Below are 17,018 nucleotides of genomic sequence, written 5' to 3'. Positions count from 1 at the left end.
ATGTTAGTCCTTGTTATTGGTCGGTAAGGCGAATGTGAGTCCTGACTGAGAAGGCGCCTGAGCAGCGTTGCGGATATAGGCCGTTAAATCAGAGATATCGTCCGGTCCCATTCCCCCTTTGCCGGGTGCAAAGAATCCTGGCATAGGAGTATTTTCACGGCCCTTCAATATCGTCGTAAAAACAAACCCGTCCGTAGCAGACTGTTGGAACGTGGCGTTGAATAAATCCGGCGCCAAAGTTGATAAATGGCAGGCCGAACAATGTTTGGTAAACAGTTTTTTTCCACGCGCCTGATCTCCAATTACTTTGAAGGCCGGGTCTTGCGTTCCTTGCACCATTCGAGCATCTAACTTCTCATGTTCGGGAATTTGCACATCCAGCATATAGTCAATGATCCGGTCAATTTCACTTTCCGTTAATCCACCGGAGTTTTTCTCCCAAGCAGGCATCAATGTTCCAGGACGCCCCTGCGCAATGTTTTGTTTTAAATAATCTCTAGAGGCTATCTGTACATACACACTACCGCGAACCGCTGGGAAAAATTTCTGATAGAACTTGTCGTACCGCGCATATTCGCCCGTGTCATGACAACTAGAGCAATAACGCACATAAAGTTCTTCGCCGGAGGCAGGTTCGGGATGTTCTTGTTTGTACAGTTCCAACAATTTTCCCGCCGTCAAATAGGCGCGTGAGATTTCACGCTCTTGCAATGACAGCATATACGTCGTCAACGCTTCAATTTCTTCTCCGCTCAGCTGCGGCGGTTTCATCTGGCTGCCGACGACGATTTTCTGCGGATCTTCAAAATGTTCTTTCAGCCATTGCGGGAGCGTATGCGGCCCTTCGACATTGACCATAGGGAGCATCTGTTTGATTTTTAATCCAATCGGGTCCAATGCAGGCCCCATGTTGCCGCCCACACCGCGCAGGTTGTGGCATGAATAACAACCTTTATCCGTAAAGAGTTCTTTGCCCAGCGCGTAGAGTTCGCCGCCCCGGTCTTTGACTTCATCCGACGAGTGGCACAACCCACAAGCGGATTGAGTTAAATTGATCGGTAAGAGTGGATAATCCCAATGGCTCTCTTCACCCTTTGCCTCTTCAAACACCAGGGCGCGACCCTGCCCCCGGTGACAAATGGTACAACCATAATTTTCGGGAGGATGTTGAGTCAGATATTCGCCAGAGTGCGCCTTGTAAGGTTGTTTCTCGTCTATCATTCGGGGATCGTCAATGCCAGGATGGCATGTAACGCAACGGTCGACGGCTTCTAAAGTCGGGAGATAGTTTTGTACGATCCGTATTTCAAATTGGTCGGCAATGGCCCGACCGCGCTCATCGGTCGCTTGTTCATTCAATATCCCGACATAGCCAAGACGTATCATGCGCCAGGAAGCGAGCACATTCTCGGATACGGCAGCGATAATTAAAACCGCCAAAGTCAACAGACTGACGATGACAAGCGCCCATTTTACTTTTTGATCCATCTGTTTGATGTTATTCACATCCATGGCTGAACCTCGAATCTTAGTAAGCCGCAACCGGCGCTTTTTTTCGATTTAACAACGAACATTAATGCTTAGGCCACTGTGACTGGCTCCAATAGAAGGCCCAGTTCGGCCCACGCAAATAGGTGCCAACATAAGTCAAAATGATAAAGCCCACCAGAAAACAAGTGAACAAAGCAATCGCGCTCATCCGGGTCGATTTGGTGGTATGAAGGATATACAAAGACCAGCCAGCGTAAGCCGCCGTCAATAAACTTCCGGGGTTGATAATGATAATGAACAATTGCGGAATCGAAGGAAACCATTCGCGCAACCAGCCGAACGAAACGGGAAACGCCACCGCTGCTACGGCGCATAACGAGCCGAACAATACGGACAAATACGCAATCCGCCGACCTTCCATTCTAGTGAACCAAACGCCGCCCGGCTCAGATTCTTTATCAAGAAACGGAATCATCGCCAAACCAAAAATAACAATGGACGGAACCAGCATCCCGCCAACAAAGGCGGAATAAGAAACCATCTCCTGTAAGCCAAGAAAATACCAAGGCGCTTTCGCAGGGTTCTCCGGTACGCTTGGGTTGGCAGGTTCGGTCAATGGAGCGTCAAATAATAATCCCAACAGTACGCAGACCAACATCACAACCATGAAAACCAATAGTTCCGCTCGTAACAAATAGGGCCAACTGGGCGCCGTTTCGTCAGGATTTGCATCCGTCTGCGGCGATTTGTCTTTCACGAGACACATTAAGCCATAGGTTTTTGTAGGCGCACTTTTGGCGCTCTGAAGTTCTGGGGTTGATGTCCCAACGCCTTTTCCTGTTGGTGAAAGCGTTCCATTCGGGTTCGCCAAGCCGCCGTCTTTTCGGATGCGCCAGATATGAACGGCAGCCAGTACGGCGAGTGCGATAGGAAGCACAACGACATGTAGCATATAAAAGCGGATCAAAGCGTCTTGACCGACGGTTGAAGACCCAAGCAGTAGTTCTTTCTGCAGGTCTCCAACATTCATCGAAGAAGGCAGCCCCAACGCATACACTAACTCATTCGGTGAAGCGGCAATGTTGGCGCCAATCGTAATCGCCCAATAAGCCAACTGGTCCCAGGGCAGCAAGTAGCCGGTAAAAGACAATGCAAGCGTTAAAATAAATAACACCATGCCTAGCAGCCAATTAAATTCACGCGGCGATTTATAAGCGGCGGTGTAAAACACCCGCGCCATGTGCAAGATTACCGTAAAGACCATCAAATGGGCCGCCCAACGATGGATGTTGCGAAGAAAACGCCCGGTTGGAACAACGTAATGAATGTCTTTAATCGAATCGTAAGCCATATCAATAGACGGCTTGTAATACACCATCAGTAGAATGCCGGTTACCGACAAAATGACGAACTGAGCGATCAGAGAAACGCCCAATCCCCAGGTGGTCGTAAGTTTCAATGAATGGGGCCGGACCCTTGCCGAATGTATGTGCAAGAAAAAATTAGAGAAGACGGATTGCGAACGGGCGCGGTCAGACGTTGGCGCACCATGACGAAACACCGCATGGTGAAATGATTGTGGCAATGTTTTTAAATTTGTCCAAAAAAGTTGAAATCCGGTGCTGGACATTGCTCTTCCCCTTAAACGATTTGATAGAATTGTCCGGCTTCTACTTCAACAGAGGTATCGACAATCAATTCGCCGCTCGCCGCTTGAGATACCTGGTTCCACATCAATGGCCTTGGCGCAGGCCCACCTTTTACGTTTCCATCACGATCAAATTTCGAGCCGTGACATGGGCAAACAAAACCTTGAGTAGAGGGTTGAACAATGCAGCCCAGATGAGTGCAAATCAATGACATCGCTGCGATTCCCTGCGGCGTAGAGATGACGCGCATGTTGATGTCTGCAATCACCTTTTCGCTGCCCACCGGAAGTTCCGTCGGGCTGCCAATTCTGAAAATACTGGAAGCCTCCGGGGTCACGCGCGGCTTGGGCAAACGCGCCATTCCAACCATCGAACTGAAAATGGCGAATCCGGCGGCCCAGAGTCCGGTCAATCCAAGCCAATCACGTCTTGGAATCGGTTTAGGGGCTAAACGGTCTGACATGATGAATTCACCTCGAAATGAAAGCGTTCCATAGTGATGGCGCCCGTTGGGCACCGCTCTGCGCATAAGGCGCAGCGAATACAAATCGTTTCATCTTTAATGATGGCGGAGGCTTGCTCCATTGGGAAATCTTGCAACTGATTGTCTAACACCGCCCCAATGTCTTCTCCGTCCGCCAAGCGCGACGCAGAAACAATTCGAAGACACCGTTCGGGACAGACATCTACGCAGCCCCCGCACAAAATACATTTTTCACCGTCAAAAATCGTGTTAATTCCACAATCCAGGCAACGGCCCGCCTCACATCGCGCCTGTTCCTGGGTAAGCGATTGTTCCACCACTTTTGATTGAGACTGTAAGCGTTCAGCGACAGACGTTTTGTGCGGCTCCACTCGCGGCTGTTTTTCAAAACTTTCTTCGCGGTAGTAATTCGTTAAAGGAAAGTGGAGTTCTGTTTGACGTTGCGATAAAGTTTGACCTGTGACTGAAGCGTAAATCGCTCGCGCAACCGATTTGCCCGATGCCACCGCATGGATCAGAAGTTTTGTACCGTAGGCGAGGTCGCCCGCGACATACACATCCGGGCTCTTGGTTTTTCCATCGATGGAGTTGCACTCCAACGCGCCGTTCGGCAGCAGCTTCAAGCCGTGACGTATAGGATCAATAAACGACAAGTCAAATTGCTGTCCGATCGAAACCAGCACCGAATCGCATTCAATAATATGAATATCGTTTTCATTAAAAAGAGGATCGAAACGTCCTTTTTCATTGAACACGCGTACACATTTTTTGAATTCAACGCCGATGACCTTACCTGAGTCATCAACAATAATTTCTGATGGCCCTAAACTGTTTAACCGTTTGATGCCTTCTTCGTCTCCCTCAATAATTTCAACGTCATCCGCAGGCATCTCGTCTAACGATTCCAATGAGCATAAATGCACTTCACCGACGCCCGGTGAGCGTCTTGCTGTTCGTGCAGCGTCAATGGATATTTGGCGCAAGACAGTACGACCAACGTCATAAGCAACATTGCCGCCGCCGATGACGACCACCCGTCTGCCCATCTGAGGAAAGCGCCCCAGACAAACTTCTCGCAGAAACTCAACGCCGCCGTAGACGCCGGGGGCGTTCGCGCCGGGGATCGGCAGCGGCCGGGATTTTTTGGCGCCGACCGCGACAATAACCGCATTGTGCCGTACTCTTAATTCGGAAAATGTAATGTCCTTACCAACACAACAATTCGTGACCGCTGTCACGCCCATAGCCAAAATAACATTCACTTCCGCTTCGATCACTTCGCGCGGCAGCCGGTATTCCGGTACGCCGACGGTCAACATCCCCGCCAACACCGGCTCCATTTCGTAAATGGTTACCTGAAAACCCAACAAGGCGAGATCATGGGCTGCAGCCAAACCAGCAGGCCCGCTGCCGATAATGCCCACGCTCGCATTATTCACCGGTTGAATTTCTGATTGCATGAGAGATTGCAACATCGGCAGCAGTTCGTTCTGACCTTGGCATTGCCGGGACGGGTGTTTGCTTGCGGCTTCCTTCAAAAATTCAATTAACCGCGCAGGAGCATCGGGCGAGGATTCAGGCCCGAATTTTTCACACACATAATTCTTTAATTGACGGATCGAAATGGGTTCATCGTAATCGCCCCTCCGACAGGCTTCTTCGCAGGGGGCGCCGCATATCTTTCCGCAGATCGACGCCAACGGATTCGGTCCGCGCGCAATTAAGTACGCCAACTCTTCGTTTCCATCGGCAATGGCGCGAATATACCCACGCGCATCAGTGTGGACAGGACAAGCATTTTGGCATTTGATCTGCTCGCGCCAATACTCAAAATTGGGGACAGTCACATTGGATGGAAAAGTGTTTTCCATTTGCGCTAACGCTCCCTATCGCTTTAAGATTGCCGCTTTTGGACAAACGCCCAACATACGGCAATCCGAATGTTCAACCGCATCAGGCTTTCGCGCCAAATCAGACAATTTCCATTGATTAAGAATCTCAGTCGTTGATTTATGCACTTGATACATTGCCTGATGAAACCCGCATGTATCTTCAATCTGATCGGTTTCTTTGCAGTAATCCCCTAATAATTTCCCCTGGCACGCTTCAACAATTTCGAGCAAGGTCACATCTTCTGGTTGTCTGAACAGGGTTACGCCGCCGCTTACGCCGCGATGAGCGCGCAAGATGCCCGCTTTCACCAAAAGACCCGTGATTTTTGCCAAATACGAGGGAGATTCATTTAATTCCTCAGCAAGAACTTTAGGAGACACAGGGGCGTCTAAAGTTCTTAAAGTTAAATAAATCAAAGTTTTTATCGAAATTTCAGTCGTTTGATTTAGCATAGTCATATAATAGAGATAAGTATTATCTGATTTATTGCAGTTTAATCCACAATCAAATACATTGTCAAGCACTTTTCTAGTAATTAATCAAAATAGTGAAAATAAAAAATGAGAATGAGAGAATGACTTAACAGAGATAAATCATTGGGGAGCAATGAATAGGATGTAGGAAAAACAGGCAGGTTTAGCCACCGATTTTGACCATCGGCGAATTCGGCGAGGCCGGGTCTATCGGCGGCCGCGCAAGCGTCTTGGTTTCGACCACTGACGCAATTAAGGCTTGTATTTCTCTATCGCTCGCCCTCGAGCGCAATAAGTCTCGAATATTGCTCTCAGGCGTTTTGAATAAACACGATTTGATCGACCCGTCCGCCATCAGGCGCAGGCGGTTGCAATCGTTGCAATAATGCTCGCTCATTGTCGAGATAAAGCCAACGCGAAGTTCGCTTCCCTGAATCTGAAATAACTTTGCGACTGAAACGGGGTGAGCAGATTCCATCGGCGCCAGATCGTATTGCTTTTGAATTCTGTCCCGCATGATTGTCCAGGGTACGAGATGCGATTCGTCCCATTTCTGTTTTAAAAACGGCATGTATTCAATGAAACGCAGTTCGATAGGATATCCATGAAAGTAATCAATAAAACCACAGAGTTCTTCTTCATTGACTTCTTTGATGATGACGACATTTAACTTAACTTGTTTAAAGCCGATTTTTAACGCTGCGTGTATTCCAGCGAGAACATCTTTGAGATTTTGCGACCCGCTGAGAAATTGAAACCGCTTCTCATCAAGCGAATCTAAACTCACGTTCAGTAAGTCAACTCCTGCTTCTTTGAGAGCGGCAGCGTATTGGTTCAACAACACGCCATTGGTGGTGACGCCGATCGTCTCTATGGTTTGAATTCGACGAACATTGGCTATCAGCTCGGTGACGTTTTTTCTGACTAACGGCTCGCCGCCGGTAAAACGGACTTTGGAAATACCAACTTGAGAAAATAAACGCACCACTCGTTCAATCTCATCAAAGGTGAGAATTTCACTTCGCGGCGACAGTTGGGCGCCTTTTTTCGGCATACAATAAATGCAACGGAAGTTGCATCGGTCCGTAACCGAAACGCGCAGGTAAGTATGCGACCTACCAAAACGGTCAACCAGTGAAGAACGCCCGCACTGTGATTCCATCGAGTCCCTTTCGAGCATTAATACAGCCCCGGTTATTGTAGCGGGTGCGCACTCTAATGCAATTTAGCCGTTCTGCTGTCTTGGAAACATAAAAAATCTACTCTAGAATCTTTCCATGTCAACGACTCAATCCTCATGGCCTCATAGTATTGCGATCTGCGGGTGGAGCGGCTCGGGCAAAACCTGGGTGCTGGAACGGCTGATCGGTCGATTGCAAAACCGGGGCCTTCTGGTTGGAATCGTCAAGCATGATTCTCACCACTTAAAACTCGACTCTCCCCAAAAAGATACCGGCCGTTTTTGGCAGGCAGGCGCACACGCCGTCATTGCCCATGACAACGAACAACTCTTTTTACGGATGAAGGCGAATTCACCAGTATCCATAAAAGGGTTGATTGAATCAAATGCCGCGACGGCTGATATTTTTTTGCTCGAAGGCCATAAAAGTTCGCCCTGGCCAAAACTCTGGCTTGCACACCCCGATGGAAAACAACCGCCAGATAATCTCGAAAATGTGATTGCCTCCATACCGTTTGATGAAGCGCGCTTAGACCGATGTGAACAGATCATTTTTGAGCGGCTCCAAAATGAATGGGCCGCGCTTGCTCTTAACGCAGGAATTCTAATCGGTGGAAAAAGCAAGCGAATGGGACGCGATAAATACGCGTTGCAGATGAACGATGTATCGTTGGTAGACCATTTGCGACAAACCGCATCTAGTGCTCAAACCGCCGCGACGGTTCTGATTGGCGAACAACCGGGGTACTCCGGTTTGACCGTTCCCGACGCCCGCGATGCTCAAGGCCCGTTGGCGGGCCTATTATCTGCAATGCGGTGGGACCGCAAATCGGGCTGGTTGTTTTTAGCGTGCGACATGCCCTTAATGACCAGGGCCGCGCTCCAATGGCTGATTGAACAAAGGCGAACGGGCGTGTGGGCGGTGTTGCCAAAAGACGAGCGGGGCGTACATCCTCTCGGCGCACTCTATGAACCGCCGATGCGCGTATTATTTGAAGAACGAATTGTTGAATCAGACTACTCTCTTCACTGGGTCGCCAATCATCCCAAAATCAAAACGGTTGATATTCCCTACGAGCACCGCGACGCCTGGACAAATTGCAATACGCCGGATGAATGGGAATCCGCGCTACAAAAATTGAAAGGCTGACTTTATGTTGATTTCACCCGATCAAGCCTATCAGGCTGTCATGCAGGCGGTAAAACCTCTCCCGTCGCAAATCGTCGATCTCAGCAACTCCCTGGGCATGACGCTCGCCAGGCCGATCAAAGCAGACCGGGACCTGCCGCCCGTCAATCTTTCAGCGATGGATGGGTATGCAATCCAGGCGCAGGATGCGTCAACGGAAACCTGCCGCCTGGCAATCATTGGCGAGTGCGCCGCTGGAAACAAACCAGACGTCATCATCCGCAAAGGCCAGGCGGCGAGAATCTATACCGGAGCGATGCTGCCAAAAGGCGCCGACGCTGTCGCCATAGTTGAACAGTGTTCCGATGAACAAGATCACGTTATTGTCCGGGGAAAAATCCCGCCCAATGCAAACATCTTTCAACGCGGAGAAAACGCCGCCCGGGGAGAAGTCTTGCTGCCCAAAGGCGAACCAATCGGTTCACCTCAGATTGGAGTCTGCGCAGCCGTCGGGGCCGCATCGGTTTCCGTCATACGCTTTCCTAAAATCATGGTCTTATGCACTGGCGAAGAACTTCGAAGCGCAAATGAGTCGGTTAAGCCATACGAAACGCGAAATTCAAACGGGCCGATGTTACAGGCTGCGTTGCAAGAATGGCGTTTTGAAAGCCAATTTCAAATTGTCCCAGACTCATTATCAAAAATTAAAGCCGCCATTCAACGCAATTTAAAAAAACACGACGTGATTATTCTGACGGGCGGCGTTTCAAAAGGGCGCTACGATTTTGTGAAAGAAGCGATTGAACAAACGGGGGGGCGGGTTCGTTTTCACGGCGTCGCAATGAAGCCCGGCAAACCCCAGTTATTTGCGACCGCAGGCAAAAACCAATGTATCTTTGGCTTACCGGGCAACCCACTCAGCGCAATGACGGGGTTGCACGAACTGGTGCTGCCTGCCCTCCGGCGAATGGCGGGGCGCCCCATTGAACAATGCCGTCATGTATTCCAGGCCGTCCTGGCGAATCCGGTCGAGAGCAAGGGTGACCGCCTTCGCTTTGTGTTGGGACGCTTGCATTTCGACGGCCCTAATCTTTGCGTTGAACCAGTAGAGTCGCAAAGTTCCGCCGATATCGCCGCCAGCGGACGGGCGGACGGCGCTCTGTTGGTCCCTAAAGACGCCCGGCAAATCCAAGCAGGCGCTGTTGTTGAATTTCGTCCCTGGAAGCAATGGCCGTCATAACGAAGAATGCTCCCGGATACGCTTTCAATCGCGCTGCGTTAACCGCAATCGCTTGGGTCGCCTCGTAGTTTCAAGAGTCCATGCGACAAAGCGGGAAGAATCGTTCTCAGGTTTTCTTCGGCGGCCCGCTTTGACCCCGGGAGGTTGACAATCAGCGTCGAGCGCCTGATGCCAGAAACCGCCCGGGAAAGCATTGCGCGCGGCGTAATCTGCAACGAGGCGGCCCTCATCGCTTCATTTAAACCCGGCGTTAGCCGTTCGACTACGTTTCTTGTCGCTTCCGGGGTCACATCACGCGGACTGAACCCCGTCCCGCCGACGGTGAAGACTAAATCGATTGAGTGTCCGTCCGCATAATGCTTCAATGAGTTTTCAATTTGGTCCTGCTCATCAGGAAGAATGGTTCGACGATAAATATTGGCCGTCAGATTATCCAAAAGTATTTTCTCAACGGCTGGCCCCGCCGTATCAACCGTTTCGCCAGTCGAACAACGGTCGCTGATCGTCAAAACGACGCATTGAAAACAAGAGCGGTCAATGTGTTTTTGAACCGTCACTTGTGCGCCTCGCTCAAGACTGCCGCCCTGTTCAACCCGGGCAAACAGGCCAAGCCGCGGCATGATGCAATCGCCAGTTTTGTGGAAAATCTGGCATCGCGAATGGCATACTTTTCCAATTTGCGTAATCGACAGCGCAACTTGCCCGCCCAGTTGCAACCTCGAACCTAACCCCAGCGTTGAGAGATCAACTCCATTGACAATAATATTTTCAGCGAAGGCGCCGGGAGCCAGATCAGGAAGCCCTTTTTTTCGGATTGTTTCGATATCTTCGTTGGCCAGAATGCTCACTTGGCGGTGCCAAGGCCCGGCATGGGCGTCCCCTACAATTCCATGCGCCGCTTTTAGCTCGACATGGTCGCGTGCGGTTTTTGTCGTCCCCTTCGCTTCACTGATGCAGAGACATTCAATCGTCCCCATTTTTATCCGCCTCTCTAAACCAGTCTCCTGATTTGCCGCCATGTTTTTCAAGCAACCGGATCGGCCCGATTTCAACGCCTTTTTCGGCGGACTTTACCATATCATAAACAGTCAGCGCCGCGATGGACGCTGCTGTCATGGCTTCCATCTCCACGCCCGTTTTCGCTTCACACTCAACCCGGCACCGGATGCGGATACGGTCTTTGATGAGTTCCGCTTTAACGTCCACCACTTCAATGGCGAGAGGATGGCATAACGGAATTAAATCGGCAGTGCGCTTCGCTCCCATGATACCAGCCAGCCGCGCGGTTTCGATCACATTCCCTTTGGTAAGGCCGACTTGTTTGTGTAATATTTCTGACACGGCAGGCCCGACCGTTACCCAGGCTTCAGCGACAGCGCTCCGCTTCGCAGCGGCCTTGGCCCCGACATTGACCATCCTGGCTTCGCCTTCCGGTGAAATATGCGTAAATGGTGTTTGCATGATTTAACCAATCGCTTTCTTCAATTTTAGATTTCTAGTTTTATCCTTATTCAATTTTTTTACTACGTTTCCAGCGAAGCCTCCAAAAATTGTAATTTTCACACTTTTCACTTGACGCTTTTTCTTGTAATCGTATAATGACATGTTATTACATTTTAACAGGTGGTCAATGATCTCAAAAACCGGCATTCATGCGATTAAAGCGATGGTAACGCTGGCGGAACTTCCCGAAGGCGCCTACGCAGGGGCAGGCGCGATTGCGGACAGTATTGGAGCGCCGCGAAATTACCTGGGCAAATTGCTTCAAATGTTTTCGCGTGAAGGCTATGTCATTTCACAAAAAGGTATGGGAGGCGGGTTTCGATTGGCGAAAGACCCCAAGAAAATTTCGCTGCTGGATATTATTAACCCTATCGACCACATCGACCGTTGGAATGGGTGCTTTTTGGGACGCCATCAATGCTCAGACGAAAACCCATGCGCGCTCCATGCAAAATGGGATAAAGTGCGAAATCAGTATATGAAATTTGTTACAAACACGTCCATCGCAGATTTAATACAAGACCACAATGTCATCAACACGTTGTGAAAAAATTAGGCCAATTACGTATAACAACATGCTGTTATACGATTTAAGGAGAGCAATTATGAAAGCCACCGAATTATTAATGCAAGAACACCGCATCATCGAACAGGTCTTAAACTGCCTGGAGGCCATGGCCCAACAAGCCGCCAGCGAAAAAATTCTGGATGAAGAGCGCGCCTTTCAAGCAATTGATTTTTTCAGAAATTTTGCCGACAAGTGCCATCATGGAAAAGAAGAAGGACACTTGTTTCCTGCTTTGGAAGCGCGTGGATTTGCCCGTGATGGAGGGCCGACTGGAGTCATGTTTTATGAGCATGATCAAGGCCGCAATTTTGTTAAAAATATGTTTGAATCGACTCCTGAAGCGGCAAAGGGAAACGAGGACGCATTGGACAATTTTGTCAGAAATGCGGAAGGTTATATACATCTTCTGAGAGAACACATTCAGAAAGAAGACCATTGTCTGTTTCCAATGGCGGATGAAGCGCTCGATGAAAAAGCGTGCGCAGACATGATGAATTCATTTACCCATGTTGAAGAAAAAGAAATAGGCGAAGGTGTGCATGAATCGTATATCGCGCTGGCAAACACTCTTGCCACTCATTACAACGTCTCTATCGTAAAAGAGGCGCAAGACAGTTCGTGCGGGTGTGGATGCAACCACAACTAATTCAGTACATATTTAATTTAATTGGAGGAAATAATGAATTACAAGAAACTGTGGTTTGCTCTTGCCATTGTCAACATCGCCTCATTCGCAGTCTTAGGCTATTACGGATACGAAATCTATCGTCAAGCCCCGCCAATCCCTGACCAAGTGATTACAACGGAAGGAACCGTTCTATTCACTGGGCAAGACATTCGGGATGGACAGAATATATGGCAGTCGACCGGCGGCCATCAAATGGGAAGTATATGGGGCCACGGATCATATCAAGCGCCTGACTGGTCGGCGGATTGGCTGCACCGTGAATCGGAATGGATTTTGGATTTTTGGAGCAACAATGAATTAGGAAGCGCGTCTTATAAAGACCTCGACTCTGTCCAAATGGCCGGTTTGCAAGCCCGGTTAAAAAATGAATTACGCGCGAATACCTTTAATCAAGATACCAACCAATTGGTCGTTTCTCCATTGCGGGCTCAAGCCATAGCGGCCGTCTCAGACCACTATGCAAAACTGTTCGGCGGCGATCCATCGTTGAGTGAATTGCGGGAAGCCTACGCCCTGCAAGCCAAAGTGATCAAAGACCCTGAGCGTCAGGCAATGATGAATGCGTTCTTCTTTTGGACCGCTTGGGCCTGCGCAACCAATCGCCCCGGCAGCGAGATTACCTATACGAATAATTGGCCGCCGGAACCACTTATTGACAATCAACCCACCACAGCAATTTTGTTCTGGTCCATCATCAGCGTCGTCGTTTTGTTAGCAGGCATCGGCGCCCTGGTCTGGTATAACGCCACCTTAAAACACCAACCCGAAGATGATGATCCTCTACCTGACCAGGACCCGCTTTTGGGATTGAACCCAACCCCATCAATGATGGCGACGTTAAAATATTTCTGGGTCGTGATGGCATTGGTCGTTTTGCAGATAATCATGGGCATTGTCACCGCCCATTATGGCGTAGAAGGCTCCGGCTTTTATGGATTTCCACTAGCGGAGTATCTGCCTTACGCAGTAACACGAACCTGGCACACGCAACTGGCGATATTCTGGATCGCAACCGCCTGGCTGGCGACGGGTTTATTTGTCGCACCCGCCGTATCAGGCCATGAACCAAAATTCCAACGGGCGGGAGTGAATTTTCTTTTTATCTGCCTGGTGATTATTGTTGGCGGAACGCTATTTGGAACATGGTATGGAACGAGACAGGAAATGGGCTTGGTCGCCAACTTCTGGTTTGGGCATCAAGGATATGAATATGTTGATTTAGGCCGTTTCTGGCAGATATTTCTCTGCGTCGGCTTGTTCGTCTGGCTTGGATTAATGGGTCGTGCACTTTGGCCGGCGCTCAGACAACCCGGCGCCAACCGCCACCTGCTGGTGCTTTTCTTCATCTCCAGCCTGGCAATCGCATTATTTTACTGCGCGGGCTTTATGTGGGGGCGCCAAACTCATCTCGCGATTGCGGAATACTGGCGCTGGTGGGTCATCCACCTTTGGGTGGAAGGGTTCTTTGAAGTGTTTGCGACCGTCGTGATTGCGTTTTTATTCACGCGCATGGGGTTGCTTCGCGTTACAACAGCAACTGCCGCCGTTTTATTTTCCTGCATCATATTTCTATCCGGCGGAATCATCGGGACATTCCATCACCTGTATTTTACAGGAACGCCAACTGCAATCCTGGCTCTGGGCGCGACTTTCAGCGCTCTCGAAGTTGTCCCATTGGTGTTAATTGGATTTGAAGCGTATGAAAATCTGGAACTCAGCCGCGCCAAAGAATGGATCAAAGATTACAAGTGGCCAATTTATTGTTTTATTGCGGTTGCATTCTGGAATTTGGTTGGCGCCGGTTTATTCGGATTTCTCATCAATCCGCCTATCGCTCTGTATTATATGCAGGGATTAAACACAACAGCGGTGCATGGACATACCGCCCTGTTTGGCGTGTATGGAATTCTGGGAATTGGCCTCATGCTATTCTGTTTAAGAGGGATGGCCTCAAGACAGCAATGGAAAACCAAATGGCTGGCTTTTGGGTTCTGGTCTATTAATATCGGCCTTGCCTTGATGGTCCTGTTGTCTGATTTACCTCGCGGCTTAATGCAAACCCAAGCGAGCATAGAATATGGAATGTGGTATGCGCGTTCGGCGGAATTCATGGGTACGCCTCTCATGGATACGTTGCGCTGGTTGCGCGTCATTGGCGACACAATATTCGCTATCGGAATTTTTGCTCTCGCATGGTTTGTTTTCGGTTTGAAAGCAGGTTGGTCAATCGACAAAACCGCCAAAATAGAGTTCAAATAAAAAATTCCAAGGCATCATTGATTCATTTGAAATTGGTGAGCAGCGAAAAGTTGCTCACCAATTTTATATTTTATGTGATCGAAGACGATATGCCCGCGCCGTTGGTTATGCACCGAGTTGGGCGGTAGATAAAATAGAAACTGCCCAAAAGGCAAAACCAACACCGATTAGGAAGCAAGTCAAAGACAAGTAGCCGAATGTATAAAGAGCATAATTTAATGCTATTACTAAAAAAGAGTTGTTGTAATCAGATATTTTCTGCAAATAGAATTCATACTGTCTAGCCTCGTTATTTCGTGAGTAACAACAAACTGATTATGATTCCCAGGAGTTTAATAAGATGCCCAAATTCACAATGAAAGAACTTCTACGAACGGAATCCCCCAAAGATAAAAAGGGCACATACATAATCTGGGATGACCAAGTCCAAGGCTTTGGACTTCGCATTCATCCGACAAATTCAAAGTCGTGGATAATTCAATACCGCTGCGGAAGCAAGCAGAGATTTATGACTATAGGTCAGTTTCCAAAAGTCTCGCTGGTCAAAGCCCGAAACGTCGCCAAAGAGAAATTTGGTGATATAGCTGGCGGTGTTGATCCAATCGAACAAAAGAAGAAAAACAAAGAGCGTTTATTGACCATAGAGCAACTTTGTATTTACTACATGGCTGAATACGCTAAACCGCGAAAGAAGTCTTGGAAAGAAGACGGACGAAGAATTAACAGCCATGTTTTACCCCGTACCGGTAAAAGGGCAGCGCTGTCATTGAAGCGCTCTGATATTATGAAAAAACATCGTGAGATTGGCATAAAATCACCGTATGAGGCCAATCGAATCTTGGCATTACTTAGCAAATTGTTTGAATTCGGCAGGGGGGCAGACTATCTGCCTGAGACACATATTAATCCATGCCGTGACGTTGAAAAGTACAAAGAAAAGCCTCGTGAAAGATGGCTTAGCGATGGTGATGAATTTCTGAAACTGTTGAATGCAATCAGTGAAGACCCAAATATCTATTATCGATCTTTCTTCACTTTATTGATCTTAACAGGAATGAGAAAAGGCGAACTCCAAAATCTGAAATGGTCTCAAATTGATTTCAAAAAATCTTCAGTTTATTTCGCGGATACCAAAAGCGGCTACTCAGAGACAAAGCCTCTGTCTGATCATTCAATAAGAGTATTGAATGAAATTCCTCGCTTGGTAGATAACCTCTTTGTGTTCCCCAGTCCAACTAAAGTGGGCCAGCCAAGTGTTAATATGGACATACCTTGGAGGCGAATAAAAAAACGCGCTGGAATTGATGACTTGAGAATTCATGATCTTCGCAGAACATTCGTATCGTACATGGCGAATGACAAGATACCGCTCGAGATCGCCTCAAAAGCCATCGGCCATCGTTCGATTCGAGTGACTGAAACCGTCTACGCCCGCTTCAAAGATGATCCTATTCGCGAAGCAATAAACCAGACCGGTGATAAAATCATCAGCCTGCAAAAGATCAAACAAGAAAAGTCGGCTTGAGAATACAATTAATCACAACACAGCCGACTTATAAATTGATGTTTAAAAAACGACAAGATATGATATCCAAGAATCAGCGGCGCTATCAGTGATCGACTCAGGGTTCACGATGTCGCTTGATTTAGGGGAACCCCGCCGTGAACCTGGTCTGCGACCTGAGTAGCCCCAGGATTGGTTGGCGGGGTTTCTTATTATATGCGACTTGTTGTCATTTGCCGCAGTAGTATGACCCGCCCGTAGTCATCCAGTGTGACCCGTCAATGACCGGCGGAGTGACCCACACATGTTCACCCAGTGTGACCCACCTGTCCGGTCGTCTGGTTTAAACCCCACAGACGGTCAAAGTCTCCATATCCAAGAGGATGTGGAGGGGGTCATGGAGAAACTGCATATGAATGAAATTCGGGAATTGATCTACCGTTTTCGACAGGGAGAGGGGACCCCGTACGATATCCCGCACCCTGCAAATGTCTAAGAATACGGTCAAGAAATACCGTCGTTTAGCGTCTGAACATGGTTTTTTGGATGCCGCCAAACCATTACCTTCATTGGAAGAATTGGGACAAGCCCTGATTCCCCCCACGCGTCCCCGCCATATGCGCAGTACGGTAGAACCGTATGAAGAGATTGTGCGGGACTACATTCGCATGAAGTGAAGACATGGCGATGCTTGCCGCTTCGGTTTGAATAAAACGGCGCCGATTGATATGAAACGACGCTGGCTGTGAGTTTTTCGTTTGAATCGTTTTCGTATCCATAATCTTCAAATCACTTTCGCTATGCTCCAAAATTTTGATCTAATATATTTTTGGCTCCTCACAAGAATTTGTGCACGAGTTTGGGTTCAGGAAGATTACCGAGTCCATGATAAAGAGCCAGGATGTAGGTTTTCGCCGTCCTGAATCCATAGCAACGATGACTGATTACTTTGGCTTT

14 protein-coding genes are annotated in these 17,018 nt (G+C 48.6%); 6 read left to right on the top strand and 8 right to left on the bottom strand.

Features of this window, described 5'->3' with window-relative positions; translation table 11 throughout:
• Positions 1-3: 3 nt before the first annotated feature.
• The 6 genes from P9L94_09850 to moaA form a co-directional block, all read right to left on the bottom strand.
• Positions 4-1,512 (bottom strand): c-type cytochrome, encoded by a 1,509-nt coding sequence (locus tag P9L94_09850; protein MDP8244372.1) that lies wholly within the window; start codon positions 1,510-1,512, stop codon positions 4-6.
• Positions 1,513-1,573: 61 nt separating this feature from the next.
• Positions 1,574-3,121 (bottom strand): cytochrome b N-terminal domain-containing protein, encoded by a 1,548-nt coding sequence (locus P9L94_09845; GenBank protein MDP8244371.1) that lies wholly within the window; start codon positions 3,119-3,121, stop codon positions 1,574-1,576.
• 11 nt (positions 3,122-3,132) lie between these two features.
• Positions 3,133-3,603, bottom strand: coding sequence for a Rieske 2Fe-2S domain-containing protein (locus P9L94_09840; GenBank protein MDP8244370.1), 471 nt, complete (start codon positions 3,601-3,603; stop codon positions 3,133-3,135).
• Positions 3,588-5,495 (bottom strand): FAD-dependent oxidoreductase, encoded by a 1,908-nt coding sequence (locus P9L94_09835; protein MDP8244369.1) that lies wholly within the window; start codon positions 5,493-5,495, stop codon positions 3,588-3,590. The genes P9L94_09840 and P9L94_09835 overlap by 16 nt, the downstream gene beginning before the upstream one ends.
• Before the next feature lie 15 nt (positions 5,496-5,510).
• Entirely contained in the window at positions 5,511-6,041 is a 531-nt protein-coding gene (locus tag P9L94_09830) for an Rrf2 family transcriptional regulator (protein MDP8244368.1), read from the bottom strand.
• Positions 6,042-6,153: 112 nt separating this feature from the next.
• Positions 6,154-7,170: a GTP 3',8-cyclase MoaA gene (gene moaA / locus P9L94_09825; GenBank protein MDP8244367.1), complete on the bottom strand. Its 1,017-nt coding sequence runs from the start codon at positions 7,168-7,170 to the stop codon at positions 6,154-6,156.
• Positions 7,171-7,267: 97 nt separating this feature from the next.
• Here moaA and mobB point away from each other — a divergent pair, with 97 nt between their 5' ends.
• On the top strand, positions 7,268-8,320 hold the full coding sequence (gene mobB, locus P9L94_09820; GenBank protein ID MDP8244366.1) for a molybdopterin-guanine dinucleotide biosynthesis protein B: 1,053 nt from the start codon (positions 7,268-7,270) through the stop codon (positions 8,318-8,320).
• A gap of 4 nt (positions 8,321-8,324) precedes the next feature.
• A complete protein-coding gene (locus P9L94_09815) occupies positions 8,325-9,539 on the top strand; it encodes a molybdopterin molybdotransferase MoeA (protein MDP8244365.1) in 1,215 nt (404 codons plus the stop codon).
• A gap of 38 nt (positions 9,540-9,577) precedes the next feature.
• Here P9L94_09815 and P9L94_09810 read toward each other — a convergent pair whose 3' ends face one another.
• Positions 9,578-10,516 (bottom strand): molybdopterin-binding protein, encoded by a 939-nt coding sequence (locus P9L94_09810; protein ID MDP8244364.1) that lies wholly within the window; start codon positions 10,514-10,516, stop codon positions 9,578-9,580.
• Positions 10,503-11,000 (bottom strand): cyclic pyranopterin monophosphate synthase MoaC, encoded by a 498-nt coding sequence (moaC, locus tag P9L94_09805; protein MDP8244363.1) that lies wholly within the window; start codon positions 10,998-11,000, stop codon positions 10,503-10,505. The genes P9L94_09810 and moaC overlap by 14 nt, the downstream gene beginning before the upstream one ends.
• Before the next feature lie 169 nt (positions 11,001-11,169).
• Between moaC and P9L94_09800 the strand changes: the two genes are divergently transcribed.
• The 4 genes from P9L94_09800 to P9L94_09785 all read left to right on the top strand — a co-directional run bounded on the left by P9L94_09800 (position 11,170) and on the right by P9L94_09785 (position 16,082).
• Positions 11,170-11,589 carry an Rrf2 family transcriptional regulator gene (locus P9L94_09800; GenBank protein MDP8244362.1) on the top strand — a complete coding sequence of 140 codons (420 nt, stop codon included), beginning with the start codon at positions 11,170-11,172 and terminating at the stop codon, positions 11,587-11,589.
• 58 nt (positions 11,590-11,647) lie between these two features.
• Positions 11,648-12,256, top strand: coding sequence for a hemerythrin domain-containing protein (locus P9L94_09795; GenBank protein ID MDP8244361.1), 609 nt, complete (start codon positions 11,648-11,650; stop codon positions 12,254-12,256).
• 33 nt (positions 12,257-12,289) lie between these two features.
• Positions 12,290-14,557 (top strand): nitric-oxide reductase large subunit, encoded by a 2,268-nt coding sequence (locus tag P9L94_09790; GenBank protein MDP8244360.1) that lies wholly within the window; start codon positions 12,290-12,292, stop codon positions 14,555-14,557.
• Positions 14,558-14,897: 340 nt separating this feature from the next.
• Positions 14,898-16,082, top strand: a complete 1,185-nt coding sequence (locus tag P9L94_09785; protein MDP8244359.1) for a tyrosine-type recombinase/integrase — start codon at positions 14,898-14,900, stop codon at positions 16,080-16,082.
• Positions 16,083-17,018: the final 936 nt, after the last annotated feature.

It is taken from the genome of Candidatus Hinthialibacter antarcticus (genome assembly GCA_030765645.1).
GTDB classification, from domain to species: Bacteria; Hinthialibacterota; Hinthialibacteria; order Hinthialibacterales; family Hinthialibacteraceae; genus Hinthialibacter; species Hinthialibacter antarcticus.
This window is presented reverse-complemented; position numbering and strand designations above follow the sequence as displayed.